The organism is Curtobacterium sp. DN_7.5 (genome assembly GCF_022655355.1).
Lineage (GTDB): Bacteria > Actinomycetota > Actinomycetes > Actinomycetales > Microbacteriaceae > Curtobacterium > Curtobacterium luteum.
This window is the reverse complement of sequence record NZ_CP093378.1, coordinates 2,339,823-2,359,918: the sequence shown is the minus strand read 5'-3', so window position 1 is coordinate 2,359,918 and position 20,096 is coordinate 2,339,823. Positions and strand designations below refer to the sequence as shown.

The following is a 20,096-nucleotide window of genomic DNA, read 5'->3' as shown; positions in this document are numbered from 1 at the left end:
GGCATGACCGCCGAGCCGCCGCCCGAGCGCGTCGTCGCCCGGCTCCGGCCGCACGCACGGCGGCTCGTCCGCCCCGCCGTGTTCGTGGTGCTCGTGACCGCGGCCGGCGGCTTCGGGTTCGGCGTCTTCCGGGCACAGCTGGCCTGGCTGAACGTGGTGGTGGCGGTCGTCGTGCTGCTGCTGCTCGTTGTCGGCGGGGTGGTCCCGCTCGTCCGGTGGATGTCCCAGCGCTACGTCGTCACCACCCGGCGGCTCGTGGTCGTGCACGGACTCGGCACGCGGACCCGCCGGGAGCTCCTGCACGCCCGCGGGTACGACGTGACCGTGCGCCGGCGCGGTCTGCAGGGGGTGTTCCGCTCCGGGGACGTGCTCGTGTTCCCGGGTGACGATCCCGTGGCGGTGCTCGCCGACGTCCCGCACGCCGACCTCGTCGTCGCCGTGCTGCACGACCTGGTGGAGGCCCACGAGGCGCGCCGGCGGCACCGCGAGCCGGACTGGGACGAGATCGTGGGCGGCGGGGCCGAGCGGCCGCCGTGGGGCGACGTCCGCGGCTGAGCCGACGCCCGCCCACCGCTGGCGCGCGCGGGGGTGCTGCGACGTGCCGCGCGCCCGGCCTTCGGTGTGAAGCCGTGCAGGAACCTGTACCGTCTTCCCGTGCGTATCTCTGTCATCGGCTGCGGTTACCTCGGTGCCGTGCACGCCGCCTCCATGGCCAAGCTCGGGCACGACGTCGTCGCGGTGGACGTCGACCCCGGCAAGATCGAGCGCCTCGCCGCGGGCGAGGCCCCCTTCTTCGAGCCCGGTCTGCCGGAGATCCTGACCGAGGCGCTCGCCTCGGGCCGCATCCGCTTCACGACCGACATGGCCGAGGTCGCCGACGCCACCGTGCACTTCCTCGCCGTCGGCACGCCGCAGGGCCCGACCGGCGCGGCCGACCTCACGTACGTGGACGCCGCTGTGGCGTCCCTCGTCCCGCACCTCTCCGCGGAGGCCTACGTCGTCGGCAAGTCCACGGTCCCCGTCGGCACCGCCGCGCGGCTCGCGGGCGAGGTCGAGGCCGCCGTGCCGGGCGCCACGCTGGTCTGGAACCCCGAGTTCCTCCGTGAGGGCTTCGCCGTGCAGGACACCATCTCGCCCGACCGCCTGGTCTACGGCGTTCCCGCCGGCGAGCAGGGCGAGCGGGCCACCGCCGTCCTCGACGAGGTCTACGCGTCGGCGCTCGCCGAGGGCACCCCGCGCCTGGTCGTCGACCTGCCGACCGCCGAGCTCGTGAAGGTCAGCGCGAACGCGTTCCTCGCGACCAAGATCTCCTTCATCAACGCGATGGCCGAGATCGCCGAGGTCGTCGGTGCGGACGTCACCGCCCTCGCCGACGCGATCGGGCACGACGCCCGCATCGGCCGGAAGTTCCTCAACGCCGGCCTCGGCTTCGGCGGCGGGTGCCTGCCGAAGGACATCCGTGCCTTCCAGGCGCGTGCGTCCGAGCTCGGCGTGCCGGACTCGCTCGCCTTCCTCGCCGACGTCGACGCGATCAACCTCCGCCGCCGTGACCACGTCGTCACGCTGGCGCAGGAGCTCCTCGGCGGTGACGTCGCGGGCAAGCGGGTCGCGGTGCTCGGCCTGGCGTTCAAGCCGAACTCCGACGACGTCCGCGACTCGCCGTCGCTCGACATCGCCGGCCGACTCGAGGCCCTCGGCGCCCACGTCGCGGCGTACGACCCCGAGGCCGTCGTGACCGCCCGCCGCGTCCGTCCCGAGCTCGACTACACCGAGACCGCCGCGGACGCGCTCCGCGGTGCCGAGCTCGTCCTGGTGCTGACCGAGTGGAACGAGTTCCGCGAGCTCGACGCGTCCGAGGTCGCCGGACTGGTCGCCAGCCCGGTCGTGGTCGACGGACGCAACTGCCTCGACCGCGACGCCTGGACGGCGGCCGGGTTCACGTACCGCGGCATGGGGCGCTGAGGCTCTCCGTGACCGTCCGGGTGCGGCGCCTCCTGCTCGACGGCGTCCGCGGGCACGACTGGGCCACCCCGGTCGTGCTCGCGGCCACCCTGTTCGTGCTCGTCGCCGCGGTCGCCCGGATCGCGTCGACCGAGCCGCTCAGCAGCACGGACGAGTCGGCGCACGTCGACTACGCCCTCCGGGTGTGGCACGGCCAGTTGCCCGTGCTGATGGACGGGGTGCGCTTCCAGCCCGGGTTCGGCCACCACCCGCCGGTCCAGTGGGTCGCCCAGCACCCACCGCTCTACTACGTCCTGCTCGCGCCGCTCGTCGGCCCGCTCGTCGACGCGGGCCACCCGGTGCAGGCGGTCGTCGCGGCGCGGATCGTCAACGCGGTCATCGTCGCGGGCATCGTGCCGGCCGCCGCCTGGGCGGCCTCGCGCTGCTTCCCGGAGGCTCGACGACTGCCGGCGACCGTCGCCGTCGTCTCGGGGTCCACCGCGGTGCTCGTCGTGCAGGCCGGCGTGGTCTACAACGACTCGCTCGCCGCGCTGCTCGGCGCCCTCGCCTGCGGGGTGGCCGGAGCCGCCCTGCGGTCCGGGGTCACGCCGCGCCTGCTCGTGTGCGGAGCCCTCGTGGCGGCTGCGGGCATGACGACACGGCTCTCCTTCGCGCTCTGGCTGGTGGCCGTCGCGGTGGCATTCCTGCTCGCCCGGACCGTGCGGCTCGGCCGACTGCAGGGCCTGTGGGCCCGCGTCGTCGTCGCGCTCGTGCCCGTGGTGGCGGCCGCTGCGGCCTCCGGGTGGTTCTGGGTGCGCAACACCATCGTCGCCGGGTCCTTCAGCGGCCGGCCGAAGGCGTGGCCGGGGTGGGTGCCACGACCGCACTTCACGGACCAGGAGGTCGCCACCAAGCCGGCGTTCTGGAAGCAGCTCTTCGCGCTCTACCGCGGCGCGCTCGACCTCCGCGACGCGGTGCCGTGGATCCTCCTGCTGGCACCGGTCCTGCTGCTCGCGGTGTCCCTCGTCGTGCTGCTGGTGCGCCGGATCGCCACCCGCCTGGGACAGCACCCGGGGCGTTCGAGCGCTCCGGGCGACGGCTGGCCGCGGACCCTCGTCGTCGCCATGCTCGTGACGGTCGTCGTGCTCTTCGTCCTGGTCGAGATCCGGTACATGGCCGGTGGGGGCGCGCCGATCAACCGCTACACGCTGTCCGTCTGGGCTCCGATCGCCATCGCGCTCGCGGCCGGGCTGCGGGCGTCGCGGCACGCGGCCGTGGTGCTCGTCCCGGCGTGGACGCTGTTGTCCCTGGTGCCGATCTGGTCGCTGCTCCACTTCGAGGGCGCGACGCTCGTTCCGCACTCCGCGAAGCTCGTGCTCGCGGCGACGGTGCTCGCGGGTGTGCTGACCGCCGCGACGATCGCCCTGTTCGTGGCCGGCGAGCTCGCCGGACTGCGTCGCGACCGGGACGCCCGAGACGGGCGCGCAGACACGGACGACCGCGACGACCGCGACGACCGCGACGACCGCTCAGCGTCGGACGCCGGTCCGGCGGGGCGCGACGGCGGTCAGCTGATCGCGCCGCGCAGCACGGCCCGGTAGCGCTCGCCGATCCGCTCGGTCGAGAACTCCGCCGCCGACTCGACCGCGCGCTCGCGGTACCGGTCGCGCGCCTCGGCGTCGGTGAGCACCCGACGGAGCGCCGCACGGAGGGCGGGCACGTCGCCGGGCGCCACGAGCAGCCCGGAGTCGTCGTCGTGCACGACGTCGCGGATGCCCGGCAGGTCGCTCGCGACGATCGCCGCGCCGACCGCCGCTGCCTCGAGCAGGGTGACCGGGAGGCCCTCCTGGTCACCGTTCGCGGCCGGGATCGACGGCACCGCCACGACGGTCGCGGAGGCCAGCGTCTCGAGCACCTCGGTCCGGCCGCGCTGCCCGGTGAACGTGACGGGGAGGCCCGCAGCCTGCTGCTCGAGCCGGCCGCGCCAGGGCCCGTCGCCGACGATCGTGAGACGCCACGGCACGTCGTCGCCGATGCCGCGGAGGGCCTCGAGCAGGTTGCCGAAGCCCTTCTTCTCGACCAGACGGCCGACGGCGACCACGTGGTGCTCCTCGGCGGCCACCCGCGCACGGGCGTCCCGTGCCGGGCCCAGGTCGACGCCCATCGGGATCACCGTCGACCGGTCGGCCGGGACGCCCCACTCGGTCAGACGGTCCCGCATCTCGGAGTTGACCGTCGTGACGTGCGCGGCGCGACCGAAGATCCAGCGCTTCAGCCGGACCAGGGGTGCGGCGCGGAGCGCGTAGATGTCGCCGCCGTGCGTGGTGACCACGAGGGGGACCCCCGGCGCCGCGAGCGTCGCCACGAGGCCCTGCGGGATCGCCCAGTGGGCGTGGATGACGTCCGGCCGCCCGGACCGGACCGCAGCGCGGACGGCGCGGTACTGGGCGAGGACGAGCGCCGGCACCTGCACCAGGCGGCTGCGCTTCTCCTTGAGGTTGTCGAGGATCGCGCCGTCGGCCAGGTCCTCGAAGGCCTTCGGGAAGTACGGGAACCGGCGGACCTGCACGTCGCCGATGCGCTCGCGTGCGGCACCGTCGGGGACCCGGGGTGTCAGGACGAGCGTGTCGAACTCGGTGGCCTCCTGGTGCGCCAGGTCGAGCACGAAGGCCGGGACCCCGTCGTCCGGCCGGGCCGGGAAGGTCGATCCGAGGACAAGCAGACGGGGGCGGGAGGTGTCGGACAAGTCGGCCTTTCCACGGGGCGTGCTGCGTGGGACCGGTAGGCTCTCCACTCGTGCGCGTACTGATCCACAATAGCGATTCGCCCCACAACCGAGGCGACCGAGCGATCCTCGCCGGCAACGTCGAGCTCGTCCGTCGACGCTGGCCCGACGCCGAGATCGTCTCGCTGTCGCAGTACCCCGACCGCGACGCCGCGTGGTTCGGCATCCGGTTCCTGCCGGTGTCGCCGTACAGCACCGGCATCGGCGACCTGTTCGCGCTGCTGCGGGCCGCGCGCGGCGCCGACCTCGTCCTGTGGGGCGGCGGCGAGATCCTCAAGGACTACACGAACAAGCTCGGCCTCGTGTACTGGTTCGGCAAGATGCTGCTCGTCCGCACGGTGAACCGGAACCTCGTCGGCGCGTTCCAGGGCATCGGCCCGACCTCCGCCGGCATCAGCAAGCGGCTCATCCGCGCGACGGTCGACCTCTGCCGCTCGTTCGCCGTGCGCGACGACGAGTCCCGCGAGAAGCTCCTCGCCTGGGGTGTCCGGACGCCCGTCGTGTCCTCCTTCGACCCGGCCGTCGTCGGCACGGTGCAGCAGCCCGACGCCGACGTGCTCGCCCGCCTCGAGGCCACGACCGGCCTCACCGCCGACCGCCTCGAGGGCTCGATCGGCTTCGGGGTGCGCCGCTGGTTCCACTACAAGCGCAGCGGGTGGATCCCGTTCCGCTTCCTGCCGAAGCGCTTCCGGCAGACCGGTGTGGACAGCGAACGGCTCGTCACCTACCGTCAGGCGCTCGCCGACCTCGCCGACCGCCAGGTCGAGCGCTGGGACGCCGATGTCGTCTTCTACCCGATGCACATGGAGGCGTCCGAGGGTGACGCCGCGTTCGCCCGCGAGGTGATCGCGCTCATGCAGCACGGCGACCGGACGCACGTCGTCGAGGCCGACGCCTTCTCGCCGTCCGAGTACGCGGGCCTCATGTCCCGCAGCCGCCTGTTCCTCGCCAGCCGACTCCACTCCGCCATCGTCGCGACGATCGCCGGGGTCCCCGCCACGGTCCTCTACTACGTCGACAAGGGCCGACTGTTCTTCGAGCAGATGGGGCAGCAGGCCTACTCCAAGCCGATCGAGTCGGCCCTCGAGCCGACCTTCGTCGACGACGTCACCGCCCTCCTGGAGGACCTCGACGGCCAGCACGAGGCGATCCGCGCCCGGCTCGCCGAGGGGGTCGCCACGATGGCGACGGCGCTCGACGCCGACTTCGCGGAGGCGACGAGCCACACGCGCTGACCGCTGCGGCACGTCGCGGCGTGCGCCGGGACGGACGGGAGGCACGGTGCCGGCTGGCACCGTGCCTCCCGTCCGTCTGCTGGTCACGCCGGGACGGCGAGGGGCGTCACCCGGTCTTGGACGCGAAGCGCTCGAGGTAGTCCGCGGTGTTGCGGTAGACGTCCTGGTCGCCGGGGAGCGTCCCGCTCGCGGACCACTGCCAGAACGTCCACTTCGACCAGCTCCGACCGAGCGTGCCCGGCGTCGTGAAGTCGTGCACCGGGTAGAGCGCCACGAACAGCGGGTTCTTCGAGAACTGGTTGCTGTTGTTCGTGCAGCGCTTCCACCAGTCGGTCGTGGTGTAGATCGCCGGGTACCGCTTCGTCTTCTGGTACACGGTGTTCGAGAAGTCCTTGATCCAGCTGCGCATCTGCGACCACGACTTGCCGTAGCAGGTGCCCTGGGACGCGGAGCCGTACTCGATGTCGAGCAGCGGGGGCAGTGTCTTGCCGTCCGCGCTCCACTGCCCGCCGTGCGCGAAGAAGTAGTTCGCGGTGGCGGCGCCGCTCGCCTGGCTCGGCTGCGCGTAGACGTACCCGCCGCGGTAGAGGTTCCGCTGCTTCGCCGTGGCGTACTGCTGCTTGTACGTCGAGCTGACGTAGCTCGTGCCCTCGGTGGCCTTGACGTAGACGAAGCGGGCGCCTGCGCGGTAGGCCGCGAGGAAGTTCACGCTCGGCTGCCACGCGCTGATGTCGAAGCCCTGGATCCGGCCGGGCGGGGGACCGGCGGAGGCGGCCTGGGCGGTCGCGCTGAGGTCCCCCTGCTGCGTCGTCACCGCCCCAGGCACGGACGTGACGATCTCGGTCTCGCCGGCGTTCCGGGCGATGCCGGCCCCCATGACGTGGTTCCCGGTCTGGTCCATCTCGGCGATCGACAACGACCCTGACCCGGCGGTCGTGGGCGTCCCCGCGGACGCGGGGGCTGGTGTCGCCGACGTCTCCGCGGTCGCGGGACTGCTCCCGATCGTGAGCGCCGCGGCCACCGCCGCGGCGGCTCCGAGACCGAAGATCCTCTTGCTGGATGCGCGCATGCGGCGGCGTCCTCCCTGTCGAAGCGGCCTCGGGTGCGTGCTGTGCACCCGTCGCGTCCGAGCGATGCTACCCGGCGCGTCGGGAGGGCCGCAGCGATCAGCGCGAGGCTGCTGCGCTCTCCGGCTGCATCGGCTCGACGTCCGGGATGGGGCCGTTGCCGTTGACCTCGACCCGTGCGTGCTGCTGTCGGCGGTTCAGGAAGTTCCGCTCGACGAGCCACCACATGCCCACACAGACGCCGAGCGTCAGGGGCACCACGACGACGATCATGAGCAGGAACTGCAGCTTCGGCGAGAAGCCGAACGGCAGCAGCAGGAGGTTGCCGAAGCCGAGCAGCGGACTGTGGAACAGGTACACCGAGTAGGAGACGAGTCCGGCCAGGACGAAGGGCCGCCACGCGAAGAAGCGCGCGAGCCAGGTGTGGTGGCCGGTCACGGCGGAGCGGCCGAGCCAGGTGAGGAGGACCCCGGCGAAGACACCGGTCACGACCTCGGACGGCCAGGTCTGGTGCTGGTAGTAGTCACGATGCGAGAAGAACAGCACGGCGATGCCGAGCAGCAGCACCACGATGAAGGCGCCCTCCTGCCAGCGGGGCTTCGTCCGGATGCGGAGCGTGCCGGAGGCGTGGGCGTCCCGGGCGCGGACGGTGATCTCGGCCGCGAGCATGCCGACGGCGAAGAGCCCGACGAACCACGGGTGCATCCACGAGTACTTCGACTCGCTGCCCATCCACATGCCGATGAGCACGAGCCCGGAGGTGGTCGCCCACCCGCCGATGAGCCGCCACAGCGGGAGGATGACGAGCGGCATCAGGAAGTAGATCTGCCACTCGACCGCGACGCTCCACATCGGTCCGGCGATCTTGCCGATGTACTGCGGGAAGAAGTCGTGCACGAGGAAGAAGTGCGTCAGGAAGGTGCCCCATCCCATCGGCAGCTTCGTGTCCCACTGGGTGCCGCCCGGGTTGTGCAGGACCGGGATGAACCGGATCATCAGCGCGAACAGCACGAGCGCGGCCCAGTAGGGCGGGATGATCCGGCGGGCCCGACGCCAGATGTACTTCCAGAAGCCGCCGGGGATGCGGTACCGGTCGAACCGGGTCATCACGGGCAGCATGAGCACGTAGCCCGAGAGCACGATGAAGACCGGCACGCCGAGGTAGCCCCAGCCGATGATCGGGCGGAGCCAGGGGATCTGCGTCGGCCCGGTGCCGGTCACCCCGGTGAAGAGGTACGCGTGGTAGACCACGACGGCCAGGGCAGCGAGCCCGCGGAGGCCGTCGAGGTAGGGGAACTCGAGTCGGGTGCTCGGCCGGGGTGCGCTGGGCAAGATCGATCCTCGTGTTCGGCGGGCTGGACCTGAGCAGTCTCGCACACACGGGATGGTGAGCGCGTGTCGGCTGCTCGGGCGGCCGTGCACGGACGCGGATGCCGTGCACCGGCATGGTGAGCGGCCCTCGGGTGTGCGGAGGGATGCAATGATGGAGGACGTGACCCTGACGACCCACGCCGCCGAGGATGCCCCCGCGACGACCAGCGGGCGCCGGGCGGCTCGCTCGTCCCTGCACCTCCGGAAGGTGCTCGTCCCGATCGGGCTCGGCGTCCTCCTGCTCGTCGGGGTCGGCCTCAGCGCGTCCGTGGCGTACCACAACCGTCTCGGCGTCACGAACGTCGACGGCATCTCCTACATGGGGATCGCGCGCGAGTACGCGCACGGGTGGTTCGGCGACGCGGTCAACGCGTACTGGTCCCCGATGGTCTCGTGGCTCATGGCGCCGATCATCGCGGTGGGGGCGGGTCCGCAGACGGCGTTCGCCGTGGTCAACACCCTGGCGGTCGCCGTGGTGCTCGGCATCGGCGGGTGGCTCGTCTGGTCGCAGAACCACCGCACCGTGCCGGCCGTGCTCTTCATGGTCACGGCGATCCCCGCACTGATGAGCGCGGTGTCGGTGCAGACGCCGGACCTCCTCGTCGTCGCGTGGATGTTCGGGTTCCTGTGGTCGCTCCGCTGGGCGGACCAGGCCCTGCACGGCAGTCGTCGGTCTCGGATCGCCTCGGGCATCGTGCTCGGTGCCGTCGCGGCGATCGGGTACTTCGTCAAGCTCTTCCTGCTCCCGGTGGCACTCGGGTCGGTGGTGCTGTGGCTCCTGCTCCGCGTGTGGTCCGCCCGTCGTCGCCGCGAGCCCGTCCGGCACTGGTGGCCGGTCCCGGTCGCGGCCGTCGTCGCCTTCGCCGTCGTGATCGCGCCGTGGGTCGGAGCCCTCACCGTGAAGTACGGCGAGGTCACGCTCGGCTCCTCGCTGTCGGTGAACGTCGGGTCGAAGTTCGACGACGCCGGCCGCTCGACCGACTGGCCGTGGCTCCCGGTACCGCCGAACGAGCACGCGACCACGGCGAACGAGGACTTCACCCCGAGCGTCTTCGAGAAGGGCGTGCAGGACAACCCCGATCCCGACGCCGTCCCGCCGGTGTCACGGCCCCAGACGGAGCCGACCGTCACGAAGTCGAGCTCGCTCGTCGCCCGCGGGACCTACTACGTCGAGCAGCGCCTCCTCGCCTTCCCGTACTACCTGCAGAAGATCAGCACGTTCGCGCCGTTCGCCGCCCCGATCGCGCTCCTCTTCGCGGCCGCGCTCGTCATCGGCGTCGTCCGGTTCCGTCGGTACGCGTTCACGTGCATCGTCGCGGCGTCCACCCTCGTGTACTTCATCGGCTACGGGATGATCACGTCGTCGTCGAGCGGTGGCGGGAACGCGCGGTACTACTGGCCGCTCTTCTACCTCACCGCGATGATCGGCGCGCTGATGCTGCCGGCGGTGTGGCGGCTCGTGCGGCGACGCGGCGTCATCCGGACCGTCGTCGCGTGCGTGGCGATCGCCGTCGTGCCCGTCGCCTCGTACACCCAGAACTGGTTCGGCTCGCCCGCGCCGTTCTACCCGTCCGTGAACCGCACCGACCCGCTGCAGGTGACCGGTCCGGTCGACGTCCCGCCGCTGGTCGCGCTCGCCGACCAGATGAAGTCGAGCGGCGCGCTCCCCGCGGGCTCGTCCATCATCGGCACGAACTCGCGCTCGCTCGCGTCCATCGCGTTCCTCACCGGGACGCGCGCGTTCGGACGCTCCGGGCAGGGCTACACCTACCACTCCGAGGCGATGCTGAAGGTCTACGCAGACGAGGGCATCCGCTACTTCGTGCAGTTCGACCCGGCGTCCGCCCCAGCGCGCGACTACTCGATGGCCGGGAAGGTGGTCGGGACCTTCGGGGCCGACATCGCCTGCACCGGCGACAGCTCGAGCGACGCGGCGCAGCCCTGCCGCATCCAGGTCATCCGCCTGGACGGCTGACCGGGTCGGGGCGTCACCATCCCGGCCCGGCTACCATGTCGCTGGGCCCGGAGCAGTCCGTGGTGCGACGCCGTCGTCGGGCCGCATCGTCCGCGCACCGCATCGTCAGCGGGCCGGACGGGCCAGATCGTCCGTGGGTCAGCGCCGTCAGGAGAAACGATTGTCAGGAACCACCAGCAGTGACACCCCCGAGGTCGAGGGGAAGCGTCCGTCGAAGCGGCGACGCGTGCTCGGCAAGGTGGTGCCGATCGTCTTCTACGTGCTGCTCGTCGTCTTCCTGGTGCTCTACGTCCGGAGCGTCGACTGGAGCCAGCTCGCCGACGTCGAGTGGAACTGGGGCTGGGTGGCCGTCGCGACGGTGATCAGCGTCGGTTTCCGGTACTGGGGCGTCGGCATCTGGTTCTACCTGCTCCGCCGCCTCGGTGCGACCGGTCTGAAGGGCAGCGGCGTCACGCTCACGTACGTCTACGCCAAGTCGTGGATGGGGCGGTACATCCCGGGTGCGGCGACGTGGATCATCGGCAAGGTGTACTTCGCGTCGAAGCACGGCGTCTCGAAGGCGCGCCTCGGCGTGAGCGGGCTCCTCGAGGGCGCCCTGCAGATCGCCGCGACGCTCGCCCTCGCGCTCGTCCTGCTGCTCGTCGACCCGCGGACGCACGACCTCGACCCGTGGCTCATCGCGCTCATGGTCGCGGCGTTCGTCGGCTGCGTGGTCTGCCTCATCCCGCAGGTGTTCGTGTTCCTGATCGGGCTGGCCCTCCGGATCCTCCGCCGCAAGCCGCTCGAGGACGACGTCCGACCGAGCCTCGGCACCGTGCTCGGGGGTGCCGGCCTCTACGTCGCCGGCGCGATCCTCTCCGGCTCGGCGTACTATTTCATCACGCTCGCGGTGTACCCGTCGCTCAAGGGCACGGACGCGGCGTTCGTGATCGGTGCGGCCAGCATGGCCTCGGCGATCAGCATGCTCGCGGTGTTCGCGCCGGGTGGCCTCGGGGTCCGCGAGGGCGTGCAGGCGCTCCTCCTCAGCCTCGTCATGCCGCCGTCGATCGCGCTCGTCGTGGTCGTCGTGACGCGGGTCTGGAGCCTGGCGGTCGACGCGCTGTTCCTGCTCTGCGCGGCCGTGCCGACGTGGTTCCGGCGGCGGACGCCGACCGACGACGCGTCGGTCGTGCACGACGGGGCGCACGCGGCCTGACACGCGGCTTGACACGGGGCCGGCCGGCCCGACGGTCCGCGCTGGTCGGCGGGGCTCGGCTCCGCCACGCCCGTTCCGCGCCGGGGACGGCCCGATGCCCTACGCGCCCGTCGACGCCGGGACGAGCTCCGGCTGACGGGCACCGGCGCGGACGACCTGCACCACCGACGCCACGAGCCCCACGCCCACCAGCACGACCACCACGGCGAGCACCACGGGCGGCACCGGCCCGACCTCGGAGTAGCGCAGCAGCCCTCGCCCGGTGACGGGGAAGACCGCTGCGTTCCAGAACCACGCGGCCGCGACCGCGAACCCGTACACGCCGATCGCGGGCAGCACGACGGCGAGCCCGGCCACGGCGACCCCGCGGAACCGCCCGCCGGACAGCAGGCGGCGCCAGGCGACCGCACTCAGCACGATGAGACAGACGATCGCGGGGAAGTAGTACCGGCCCTGGGTGGCGGCGACCTCCGTGGTGGTCAGGTACGAGTGCGCGCTCGTCCGGTTCTGGATGGCGATGAGGAGCGCCGGGAACACCGCGAGGCAGGTGAGCGTCCGCAGCTCCGGACCGCGTCGGAAGGCCCAGCCCAGGAGGACGACGAGCGCGACGAGCGTGATGACGGCGGTCAGCAGGTCGCCGATGGTGACCTGGGCCCGACCGCCGAAGCTGCCCCAGAACGTCCGGGTGAGGGTGCCCCAGCTCACGTCGAGGAAGTGTCCGAGCGTGGGGTGCTCGCCCGGTGGGAAGTCCTTCGGCGGCCGCATCGCGGTGTACCCGTTCGGTTGGACGCGGCCGTAGGCGACGAGGTTGTGCAGCCACCACCAGGCACCGATCGCTCCCGCGACGGCGAGCACGACGACGGTCCGGAGCGCCCGCGCACCCCAGCCGAGGAGCCCGACCCCGGAGAACAGCACGACGACGCCGACGAAGGGCACGGCGGGCAGACCGGTGCCCTTGACCCAGACGAGTGCCCCGAGCGCGACCGCGAGCCCGATCGCCGTCCGCCACCGGAGGTCCCCGGTGAGCATCCGGGTCGCGAGCCAGACGGTGACGCCCGCCAGCAGCAGCACGGGGGCGTCGTTCGACACCGACGACCCGATCGACGCGAGCTCGGGCGACGCGAAGACCGCGAGCCCGCCGACGAGCGCGGCGCGGGGGGAGCGTGTCACCCGGCGGACCGCGGACCAGGCGAGGAGCGGCAGGGCCGTCACCATGGCGACGTCCGCGAGCCGGAGGGCCAGGAACGCGTGGTCCCACCGGAGGTCGCCGTAGTGCACGGCCCGGAACACCGCGGCCCCGACGAGGTACGCGGTCGGCGGGTGCTGCGTCATCTGGTTGACCGTGGTCGACGGCCCGGGGAAGGTCTGCAGCAGTTCGGTCACGGTCGCCCACTCGTCCGACGGCTGCGTCGCCTGTTGCTGCTTCGCGATGAGCACGGCACGGGTCACCCGGAGGTCGCCGGGAGCAGCCCACGCATCGCCGAGCGCGACGTGCACGGTCGCGTCGATGTGGGCGGTCTCGTCCGGCGCTTCGAACACCGGCACCAGGAGCGCCCAGGCGACGAGCCACAGGCCGAAGGTGGCCGTCACGACCGCGATGGCCACCCGCTCCCAGCGCGCGACGACGGGGGGCTGCGGTTCAGTGGTCACAGCGGCGATGTTAGGGGGCGACCTCGGTGCGGACGGGCTCCTGGACCGGCGCGGCGGTGCGCTCGGGGTGGTACACCCACACCTTGTAGAGCCAGAAGCGGAAGACCGTGCCGAGCACGAGTCCGACGATGTTCGCGATGTTGTCGGAGACGACCGAGGTGAGGCCCATCGCGTAGTGCGACACCCCGAGGGTGGCCAGCGCGATCACCATGCCGCCGAGGGAGACGACGACGAACTCGATGCCCTCGCGGGTGGCCGTGGCACGACGCTGCTCCCGGAACGTCCAGTAGCGGTTGCCCATCCAGTTGACGAAGATGGCGACGATCGTCGAGACGACCTTCGCCCAGAACGGCCCGGAGTGCACCTCGTCCGGTGCGAGCACCGTTGCGCGCAGCAGGTTGAACACCGCGGTGTCGACGACGAACCCCACGGCGCCGACCGCCCCGAAGCGAGCGAGCTGGGCGATGAGTCGGCGCACGGTGTCTCCAGGGTCCGTAGAGTTGTCACGGGTCGCACCTCGTGGCGACTTCGGAGGACGATTCTAGACAGCGCGCTCAGACCGTTCGGTGTGAGCGACGGAAGGAACACACAGCATGGCGTTGCGCGTCGGGGTCATCGGTGGGGGGCAGCTGGCACGCATGATGGTGCCGGCCGCACTGGAACTGGGCATCGACATCCGGGTCCTGGCCGAGGGACCCGGCATGTCGGCGGGGATCGCGGCCACCGCGGAGGGCGACTACCACGACGCCGAGACGGTCCTCGCCTTCGCGCGGGACGTCGACGTCGTCACCTTCGACCACGAGCACGTCCCGCAGGACGTCCTCCGGGCGCTCGTCGACGCCGGCGTCCCGGTGCGTCCCGGTCCCGAGCCGCTCGCGGTCGCGCAGGACAAGATCACGATGCGGCGCCGGCTGTCCGAGCTCGGGCTGCCCGTGCCCGACTGGGCCGCGGTGCACGACCAGGACGAGCTCCGCGCCTTCCTCGACGACCACGGCGGCCGCGCGGTCGTCAAGACGGCGCGCGGCGGCTACGACGGCAAGGGTGTCCGGGTCGTGAGCGACGCGTCCGGCGCCGACGACTGGTTCACCGCGATCGCGGAGGCCGGCGGCGGGCAGGCGCTCCTCGTCGAGGAACTCGTCCCGTTCACCCGCGAGCTCGCCCAGTCCGTCGCGCGCCGCCCCTCGGGGGAGGTCGTGGCGTGGCCACTCGTGGAGACCGTGCAGCAGGACGGTGTCTGCGCCGAGGTGTTCGCACCCGCGCCGGACAGCGCGGGCCGGATCGCCGACCTGACCGAGTCGATCGCCGTGCGGATCGCCGAGGAGCTCGGCGTGACGGGCGTGCTCGCGGTCGAGCTCTTCCAGACCGCGGACGAGCGCATCCTCATCAACGAGCTCGCGATGCGCCCGCACAACACCGGTCACTGGACCATCGACGGGGCGACCACCAGCCAGTTCGAGCAGCACCTCCGCGCCGTGCTCGACCTGCCGCTCGGCGCCACCGGCATGCACGCACCGTCGGCCGTCATGATCAACGTGCTCGGCGGCCCGGCGGACGGCGACCTCGCCGCGCGGTACCCGGGCGCGCTGGCCGCCTTCCCGGAGGCCAAGTACCACTTCTACGGCAAGGCGCCGCGGCCGGGTCGGAAGATCGGCCACGTGACCGTGGTCGGCGACGACGTCGACGACGTCGTCTACCGAGCACGCGCTGCTGCCGCGCACTTCGACGACTGACGCGCAGGACGCGTGACAGGACGGCCGGGAGGCCCGTGGCGGCGCCGCCACGGGCCTCCCGGCCGTTGTCCGCACTTGTGCCGACACTCCCTCGGGTGCCACCCGATCTGGCGAGTGTCGCCGGCTGGGCAGCACGTGTTGTCATGGACGCTCCGACCGGTCAGGGGTCGGTCCGTCCAGTCAGGGAGCCCGCATGCGCAGCCTCGCCGTCCTCGGCGCCGCCGCAGTCGTCACCACCGTCCTCACCGGCGTCGTCGTCGCCGCACCGTCGGCCGACGCGGCCACCGGAGCCGCCGCGATCCGCGCGGCGGCGTCGACGAGCCTGTTCGCGGGCGGGCCGTACCGGTCCGCGACCAGCGAGGCGGCGAAGGCCGCCGACGCGCTGCGGACGAGCGACCCGGCCGGCGCCGCCGCGGCGGCGACGATCGCCCGGTACCCGGTGGCGATCTGGCTCGGCGACTGGACGCGTGGGACGACCCTCACGACGACGATCGACCGCGCGGTCGCCGCAGCGGAGCAGGCCGGCACCACCCCGGTATTCGTGACCTACGCGATCCCGGACCGCGACTGCGGCGGGTACTCCGCCGGCGGACTCGACGAGACCGCGTACGACGCGTGGGTCGACCAGATCGCCGGGCGGCTCGCCGGACACCGGGCGGCCGTCGTCGTCGAACCGGACTCCCTGGCGATGCTCAGCAACGCCAAGTGCGACGCGACGCTCGACGCGCAGCGCTACCGCATCCTCAGCCGCTCCGTCGCCGCGTTCACGGCCGCCGGGGTGCCGTCGTACCTCGACGCGGGGAACTCCAACTGGCAGCCGGTCGCGACGATGGCCGACCGCCTGCGCCGCGCGGGTGTCGCCGAGGCCCGCGGGTTCTTCACGAACGTCGCGAACTACTACCCGACCACGCAGGAGCAGGCCTACGCCGAGAAGCTGTCCGCGGCGACCGGGGGAGCGCACTACGTGATCGACACCTCCAGGAACGGGCAGGGCTGGCGCGGGACCTGGTGCAACGGGCCGGGCGCCGGCCTCGGGACCTCGCCGCGTGTGGTCTCCGACGGCACCGCCCTCGACGCACTGCTCTGGGTCAAGACGCCGGGGGCCAGCGACGGCACGTGCAACGGCGGACCGGCAGCGGGAACGTGGTTCTCGTCGTTCGCGCAGACGCTCGTGGCGAAGGCCCAGCTCGGTGCGGCGGCAGCGCAGCCGGCACGGGCCTACCGCGCGGACCCGTACGGATCGCTCGAGCGCGTGGCGACCGCCTCGGCGGGCGTCGCCGTCACCGGGTGGGCCTTCGACGGGGACGAGCCGGACACCGCGCTGTCGGTCGCGGTCACGGTCGACGGCCGCACCGCTGCGAGCCTCACCGCGGACGCCACCCGGACGGACGTCGCGGCCCAGTGGGGTGTCGGACGGGAACACGGGTACGCCGGGGTGGTCCCGACCACGCCGGGGAAGCACCGGGTCTGCGCGGTCGCTCGGAACGTCGGAGCCGGCGCGGACTCCACCGCCGACCCGTGCCGGACCGTCACCGTGCCCGCGGTCGCACCGACCGGGCGCCTCGACGCCGTGACGTCGCCGAGCCACCGACGCGTGGCCGTCCGCGGCTGGACGTTCGACCGCGACGACACCTCCCGCGCGCTCCGCGTGCGCGTCACCGCGGGCGGTCGCACCGTCGGCACGCTCGTCGCCGACGCACGCCGCACGGACGTCGACCGCGCGCACGGGGCCGGGCCCGCGCACGGACTCTCCGGCACGGTGACCGTGGCGTCGGGCAGTCGGTCGGTGTGCCTCACGGCCCTCGGCGTCGGCTCTGGAGGGGACCGCTCGCTGGGGTGCCGCACCGTCCGCGTGCGCTGAGGTACGGGAGGATGGTCCCATGCCGCGTGATCTCGTCCGCCGGGCCGCCCGCCGCCTCCGTCGCTCCCTGACCCGCACGGCACCCGCCACGGGGTCCGGCTCCGCGCCGCTCCCGGTCGTCGGGTACGTCGTCGCCGGCGCGCACGGCGCCCACCCCGCGTCCGCGCACGTCCGGGTGGTCCGCCGTACCGAGCACCTCGCCGCCGCGGGGACCGCGACCGTCCGGCAGGTCGACCCGGCGGGGTTCGTCGACGGCACCGACGACACCACGTACGCGGTCGTGCTCGTGCAGCGGGACATCCTCCCGCGAGCGTCGGTCGGGCCGTTCCTCGACGCGGCGCACGCCCGCGGTGTCCGGGTCGTCGCGGAGGTCGACGACGACTTCTTCACGGCGTCCGGCCGGGAGCGACTGGCCCGCGCCGAGTACGACCCCGACCGACTCGCCTCCATCGACGCGCTGGTCCGGGGTGCCGACGTCGTGGTCGTGAGCACGACCGAGCTCGCCGAGGTCGTGCGACCGATCGCCCGCGAGGTCGTCGTCGTCCGGAACGCCCTCGACCCGACGCTGTGGGCACCAGGACCCGTCGTGGACACCGGCCACCTCCCCGCTGACGAGCACCGTGTGCTGTACATGGGGACGCTCACGCACGCCGCCGACCTGGAACTCCTGCGGGACGTCTTCACCGACCTCGTCGCGTCGGACGGCCGTCCGGTACGGCTCGAGGTGATCGGTGTCGCCGAGGACGACGCGGACTGGTACCGCCGGGTCGAGGTACCGGACGGCCACTACCCGGCGTTCGTCCGCTGGCTCGTCGACCACCGGCAGCGGTGGCGTGCGGGCGTGGCGCCCCTGCGCGACGAGGAGTTCAACCGGGCGAAGAGCGACCTCAAGGCGCTCGAGTACGTCGCGCTCGGGCTGCCCGCGGTGGTGTCGGACAGGCCCTCCTACGCCGAGGCCGCCGCCCACGGTGTCGTCGCCGTGCCGGACGACCCGTCCGCCTGGCGAGCCGCGGTCGTCGCGGCCGTGGACCGCGGCACGGCCGACCCGGGCGCGGCGTCGTGGGTCGCGGGCGAGCGCACGATCGGCACCGACGGCGACGGGTGGCGGCGGGTGCTGCTCGGCTAGGCTCGACGCGTGACCGACACCGCAGCCCCCGTCCAGCCGCTCGTCTCGATCATCATGGGGTCGGACTCGGACTGGCCGACGATGCGCGCCGCCGCCGACCAGCTGTCCGAGCTCGGCATCCCGTTCGAGGCGGACGTCGTCTCGGCGCACCGCACCCCGGACAAGATGACCCGGTTCGCCCGGGCCGCCGCGGGTCGCGGCATCCGTGTGGTCATCGCGGGGGCGGGCGGCGCGGCCCACCTGCCCGGCATGGTCGCGTCGATGACCACGCTGCCGGTCATCGGGGTGCCCGTGCAACTCGCGCGCCTCGACGGTCTCGACTCCCTCCTGTCGATCGTGCAGATGCCCGCGGGCATCCCGGTCGCGACGATGGCGATCAACGGCGCGGCGAACGCCGGACTCCTGGCGGCGCGGATCATCGGCTCCGGCGACCCGGAGGTCGCGGCCCGGCTCGCGGCCCACGCGGACGGGCTCGAGCGGCTCGTCGAGGAGAAGGCGGCGCGGCTCCGCGAGTCGCTCTGACGCGCGGTGCGGAACGCGCGGTGCGGAACGCGCGGCGCGGCGCTGGCGCTCAGCGTCGGGCGAAGTCGATGAGCCGGAACGCGCCCTCGCGCCACTGCCCGACCACCCGCCACCCGACTGACGTGAGTCGTCGCTGCAGGAGCCGCGGCTCGTCCGCCGTCGGTTCCCCGACGAACCAGACGCGGTCGACGCGGGTCAGGCCGGACAACGGCCCGCTCGCGGGTCGTCGCTGGGCCCACAGCTGACCGATGTCGACCGCGCTCCGCTCGAGCGTGAGATCGCGCATGCCTCGGAATGCCCGGGGGTACGAGGCCGCCACGAACTCGGTGGTCCGGTTGACGTGCGACGGCAGCGGACCGTAGACCACGCCGTCGCGGGTGCCGGCGGGCTCGGCCGCACGTTCACGCTCCAGGAGTGCCGAGGCGGGGCCCCACGTCGACGCGTCCTTCGCGGTCGGGATGCGCTGCGCGCCCCACTGCGGGACGGCGAGCAGCACGAGCAGCGCGAGACCGAGGACCGCGGTCCGGCGCCACGGGAGGACCGTCAGGCCGAGTGCGATCGCGATCGCGACCAGCGGCGTCTCGAAGGTGAAGTACCGCGGGTTGAACAGCGGCCGCACGAGCACGGACGCCACGTAGACGACCGCGGGCGGCAGGAACACGGCCGGCAGGGTGAGCGCGACCGCGGGGATCCGGTCACGCAGCCGCGGCACGACCACGGCGCCGACGGCCCCGACCGCGACCAGGAGCCACGCCACCGCAGCCATCGCCTTGGTCCCGGCGAAGAACTGTTGCAGGAAGACGAGCTTGACGATGCCGAAGCCCCAGCCCATCCGCCCCATGTAGTAGAGCTGCTGGTCCGCCTCGCCCGAGGCCAGGCGGACGAACGGCAACAGCAGGGCTCCGGCGACGACCGTCGGGACGAGCCACCAGAGCGCCGTGCGCACGTGCGACCGACGTCCGCCCGGACCACCACCGAGCAGGATCCCGACGAGCAGCGTGACCCCGTGTGCGACGACCAGGAGCAGCATGTCGACGAAGAGCAGCCCGCAGCACAGCACGGCGACCCCGTAGAGCAGCCACCAGACCCAGGCCCGTCGACGCCGCTCCGCCGTGTGCCGCACGGCGACCACGAGCACGAGGCTCAGCACGACGGCGAACAGCGTGGTCGCCGCGTAGGACCGCCCCTCGCTGCCGGCCCAGGTGACCCGGGGGAGCACCGCGTACACGACTCCCGCGACGATGCCCGTCCACGGGCCGACGAGGCGGGCGCCGAGCAGGACGGTGACGGCAGCGGCGAGGCCGACCGCGATCGCGCTCGGGAGCCGCAGCGTGAAGACGGAGTACGGCACGACCTCGAACCAGACGTGCATCATCGCGTAGTAGAGGCCGTGCACTGCGTCCACGTGGTGCACCATGTGCCAGAGCTCGGGCAGGGAGCGTCGTGCTGCGCTCATGGTCGCCGCCTCGTCGGCCCATGCCGACGGGATCCACGAGCCGGTGACGGACACCGCGAACGCGAACACCCCGACGAGCGCCGCAGCGAGCGCGGTCCGTCGTGGGTCGACGGTCGGACGATCGGCTGCCGTGTCGACGGCGGGCCGGTCGTCGACGGCCGTGGGTGGTGCGGACATGGCGT

16 protein-coding genes are annotated in these 20,096 nt (G+C 72.8%); 10 read left to right on the top strand and 6 right to left on the bottom strand.

The genetic code is table 11. The features are described 5' to 3' along the window. Positions 1 to 3: 3 nt before the first annotated feature. The 3 genes from MON03_RS10790 (at position 4) to MON03_RS10780 (ending at position 3,542) form a co-directional block, all read left to right on the top strand. Positions 4 to 555: a PH domain-containing protein gene (locus tag MON03_RS10790; protein ID WP_022902656.1), complete on the top strand. Its 552-nt coding sequence runs from the start codon at positions 4 to 6 to the stop codon at positions 553 to 555. A gap of 99 nt (positions 556 to 654) precedes the next feature. After that, positions 655 to 1,962, top strand: a complete 1,308-nt coding sequence (locus MON03_RS10785) for a UDP-glucose dehydrogenase family protein (protein WP_242088359.1) — start codon at positions 655 to 657, stop codon at positions 1,960 to 1,962. A gap of 8 nt (positions 1,963 to 1,970) precedes the next feature. Then, positions 1,971 to 3,542, top strand: a complete 1,572-nt coding sequence (locus MON03_RS10780) for a hypothetical protein (protein WP_242088358.1) — start codon at positions 1,971 to 1,973, stop codon at positions 3,540 to 3,542. Here the strand turns inward: MON03_RS10780 and MON03_RS10775 are convergent. Beyond that, positions 3,509 to 4,687 carry a glycosyltransferase gene (locus tag MON03_RS10775; RefSeq protein ID WP_242088357.1) on the bottom strand — a complete coding sequence of 393 codons (1,179 nt, stop codon included), beginning with the start codon at positions 4,685 to 4,687 and terminating at the stop codon, positions 3,509 to 3,511. The genes MON03_RS10780 and MON03_RS10775 overlap by 34 nt on opposite strands. Before the next feature lie 50 nt (positions 4,688 to 4,737). Between MON03_RS10775 and MON03_RS10770 the strand changes: the two genes are divergently transcribed. After that, positions 4,738 to 5,961: a polysaccharide pyruvyl transferase family protein gene (locus MON03_RS10770; RefSeq protein WP_242088356.1), complete on the top strand. Its 1,224-nt coding sequence runs from the start codon at positions 4,738 to 4,740 to the stop codon at positions 5,959 to 5,961. Positions 5,962 to 6,067: 106 nt separating this feature from the next. Here MON03_RS10770 and MON03_RS10765 read toward each other — a convergent pair whose 3' ends face one another. Together MON03_RS10765 and MON03_RS10760 are read right to left on the bottom strand one after the other, a co-directional pair. Continuing rightward, a complete protein-coding gene (locus tag MON03_RS10765) occupies positions 6,068 to 7,030 on the bottom strand; it encodes a GH25 family lysozyme (protein ID WP_242088355.1) in 963 nt (320 codons plus the stop codon). Positions 7,031 to 7,127: 97 nt separating this feature from the next. Then, a complete protein-coding gene (locus MON03_RS10760; RefSeq protein WP_022902648.1) occupies positions 7,128 to 8,360 on the bottom strand; it encodes an acyltransferase family protein in 1,233 nt (410 codons plus the stop codon). A gap of 160 nt (positions 8,361 to 8,520) precedes the next feature. Between MON03_RS10760 and MON03_RS10755 the strand changes: the two genes are divergently transcribed. Further along, positions 8,521 to 10,374, top strand: a complete 1,854-nt coding sequence (locus tag MON03_RS10755) for a glycosyltransferase family protein (protein WP_175328732.1) — start codon at positions 8,521 to 8,523, stop codon at positions 10,372 to 10,374. Positions 10,375 to 10,534: 160 nt separating this feature from the next. Next, a complete protein-coding gene (locus MON03_RS10750) occupies positions 10,535 to 11,569 on the top strand; it encodes a lysylphosphatidylglycerol synthase domain-containing protein (RefSeq protein WP_175328731.1) in 1,035 nt (344 codons plus the stop codon). A gap of 99 nt (positions 11,570 to 11,668) precedes the next feature. Here the strand turns inward: MON03_RS10750 and MON03_RS10745 are convergent, their stop codons facing one another. Further along, on the bottom strand, positions 11,669 to 13,219 hold the full coding sequence (locus MON03_RS10745) for a DUF2142 domain-containing protein (protein WP_242088354.1): 1,551 nt from the start codon (positions 13,217 to 13,219) through the stop codon (positions 11,669 to 11,671). A 10-nt stretch (positions 13,220 to 13,229) separates the two neighbouring features. Further along, positions 13,230 to 13,697, bottom strand: coding sequence for a GtrA family protein (locus MON03_RS10740; protein ID WP_022905187.1), 468 nt, complete (start codon positions 13,695 to 13,697; stop codon positions 13,230 to 13,232). Between the two features lie 115 nt (positions 13,698 to 13,812). Here MON03_RS10740 and MON03_RS10735 point away from each other — a divergent pair, with 115 nt between their 5' ends. The 4 genes from MON03_RS10735 (at position 13,813) to purE (ending at position 18,458) form a co-directional block, all read left to right on the top strand. Beyond that, entirely contained in the window at positions 13,813 to 14,949 is a 1,137-nt protein-coding gene (locus MON03_RS10735) for a 5-(carboxyamino)imidazole ribonucleotide synthase (protein ID WP_242088352.1), read from the top strand. Between the two features lie 193 nt (positions 14,950 to 15,142). Next, the gene (locus MON03_RS10730; protein WP_242088351.1) at positions 15,143 to 16,810 is read left to right on the top strand and encodes a glycoside hydrolase family 6 protein; all 1,668 of its coding nucleotides are present in this window, start codon (positions 15,143 to 15,145) and stop codon (positions 16,808 to 16,810) included. A gap of 19 nt (positions 16,811 to 16,829) precedes the next feature. Continuing rightward, the gene (locus MON03_RS10725) at positions 16,830 to 17,936 is read left to right on the top strand and encodes a glycosyltransferase (RefSeq protein WP_242088349.1); all 1,107 of its coding nucleotides are present in this window, start codon (positions 16,830 to 16,832) and stop codon (positions 17,934 to 17,936) included. A gap of 9 nt (positions 17,937 to 17,945) precedes the next feature. Further along, entirely contained in the window at positions 17,946 to 18,458 is a 513-nt protein-coding gene (gene purE / locus MON03_RS10720; RefSeq protein ID WP_242088348.1) for a 5-(carboxyamino)imidazole ribonucleotide mutase, read from the top strand. Between the two features lie 49 nt (positions 18,459 to 18,507). Here purE and MON03_RS10715 read toward each other — a convergent pair whose 3' ends face one another. After that, the gene (locus MON03_RS10715) at positions 18,508 to 20,091 is read right to left on the bottom strand and encodes a glycosyltransferase family 39 protein (RefSeq protein ID WP_242088346.1); all 1,584 of its coding nucleotides are present in this window, start codon (positions 20,089 to 20,091) and stop codon (positions 18,508 to 18,510) included. Positions 20,092 to 20,096 lie beyond the last annotated feature (5 nt).

Bases quoted from the DNA above. Each gene is read 5' to 3' on its own strand.
- MON03_RS10790 (WP_022902656.1), top strand. From the start codon at position 4: ATGACCGCCGAGCCGCCGCCCGAGCGCGTCGTCGCCCGGCTCCGGCCG.
- MON03_RS10765 (WP_242088355.1), bottom strand. From the start codon at position 7,030: ATGCGCGCATCCAGCAAGAGGATCTTCGGTCTCGGAGCCGCCGCGGCG.
- MON03_RS10735 (WP_242088352.1), top strand. From the start codon at position 13,813: ATGGCGTTGCGCGTCGGGGTCATCGGTGGGGGGCAGCTGGCACGCATG.
- MON03_RS10730 (WP_242088351.1), top strand. From the start codon at position 15,143: ATGCGCAGCCTCGCCGTCCTCGGCGCCGCCGCAGTCGTCACCACCGTC.
- MON03_RS10725 (WP_242088349.1), top strand. From the start codon at position 16,830: ATGCCGCGTGATCTCGTCCGCCGGGCCGCCCGCCGCCTCCGTCGCTCC.
- MON03_RS10715 (WP_242088346.1), bottom strand. From the start codon at position 20,091: ATGTCCGCACCACCCACGGCCGTCGACGACCGGCCCGCCGTCGACACG.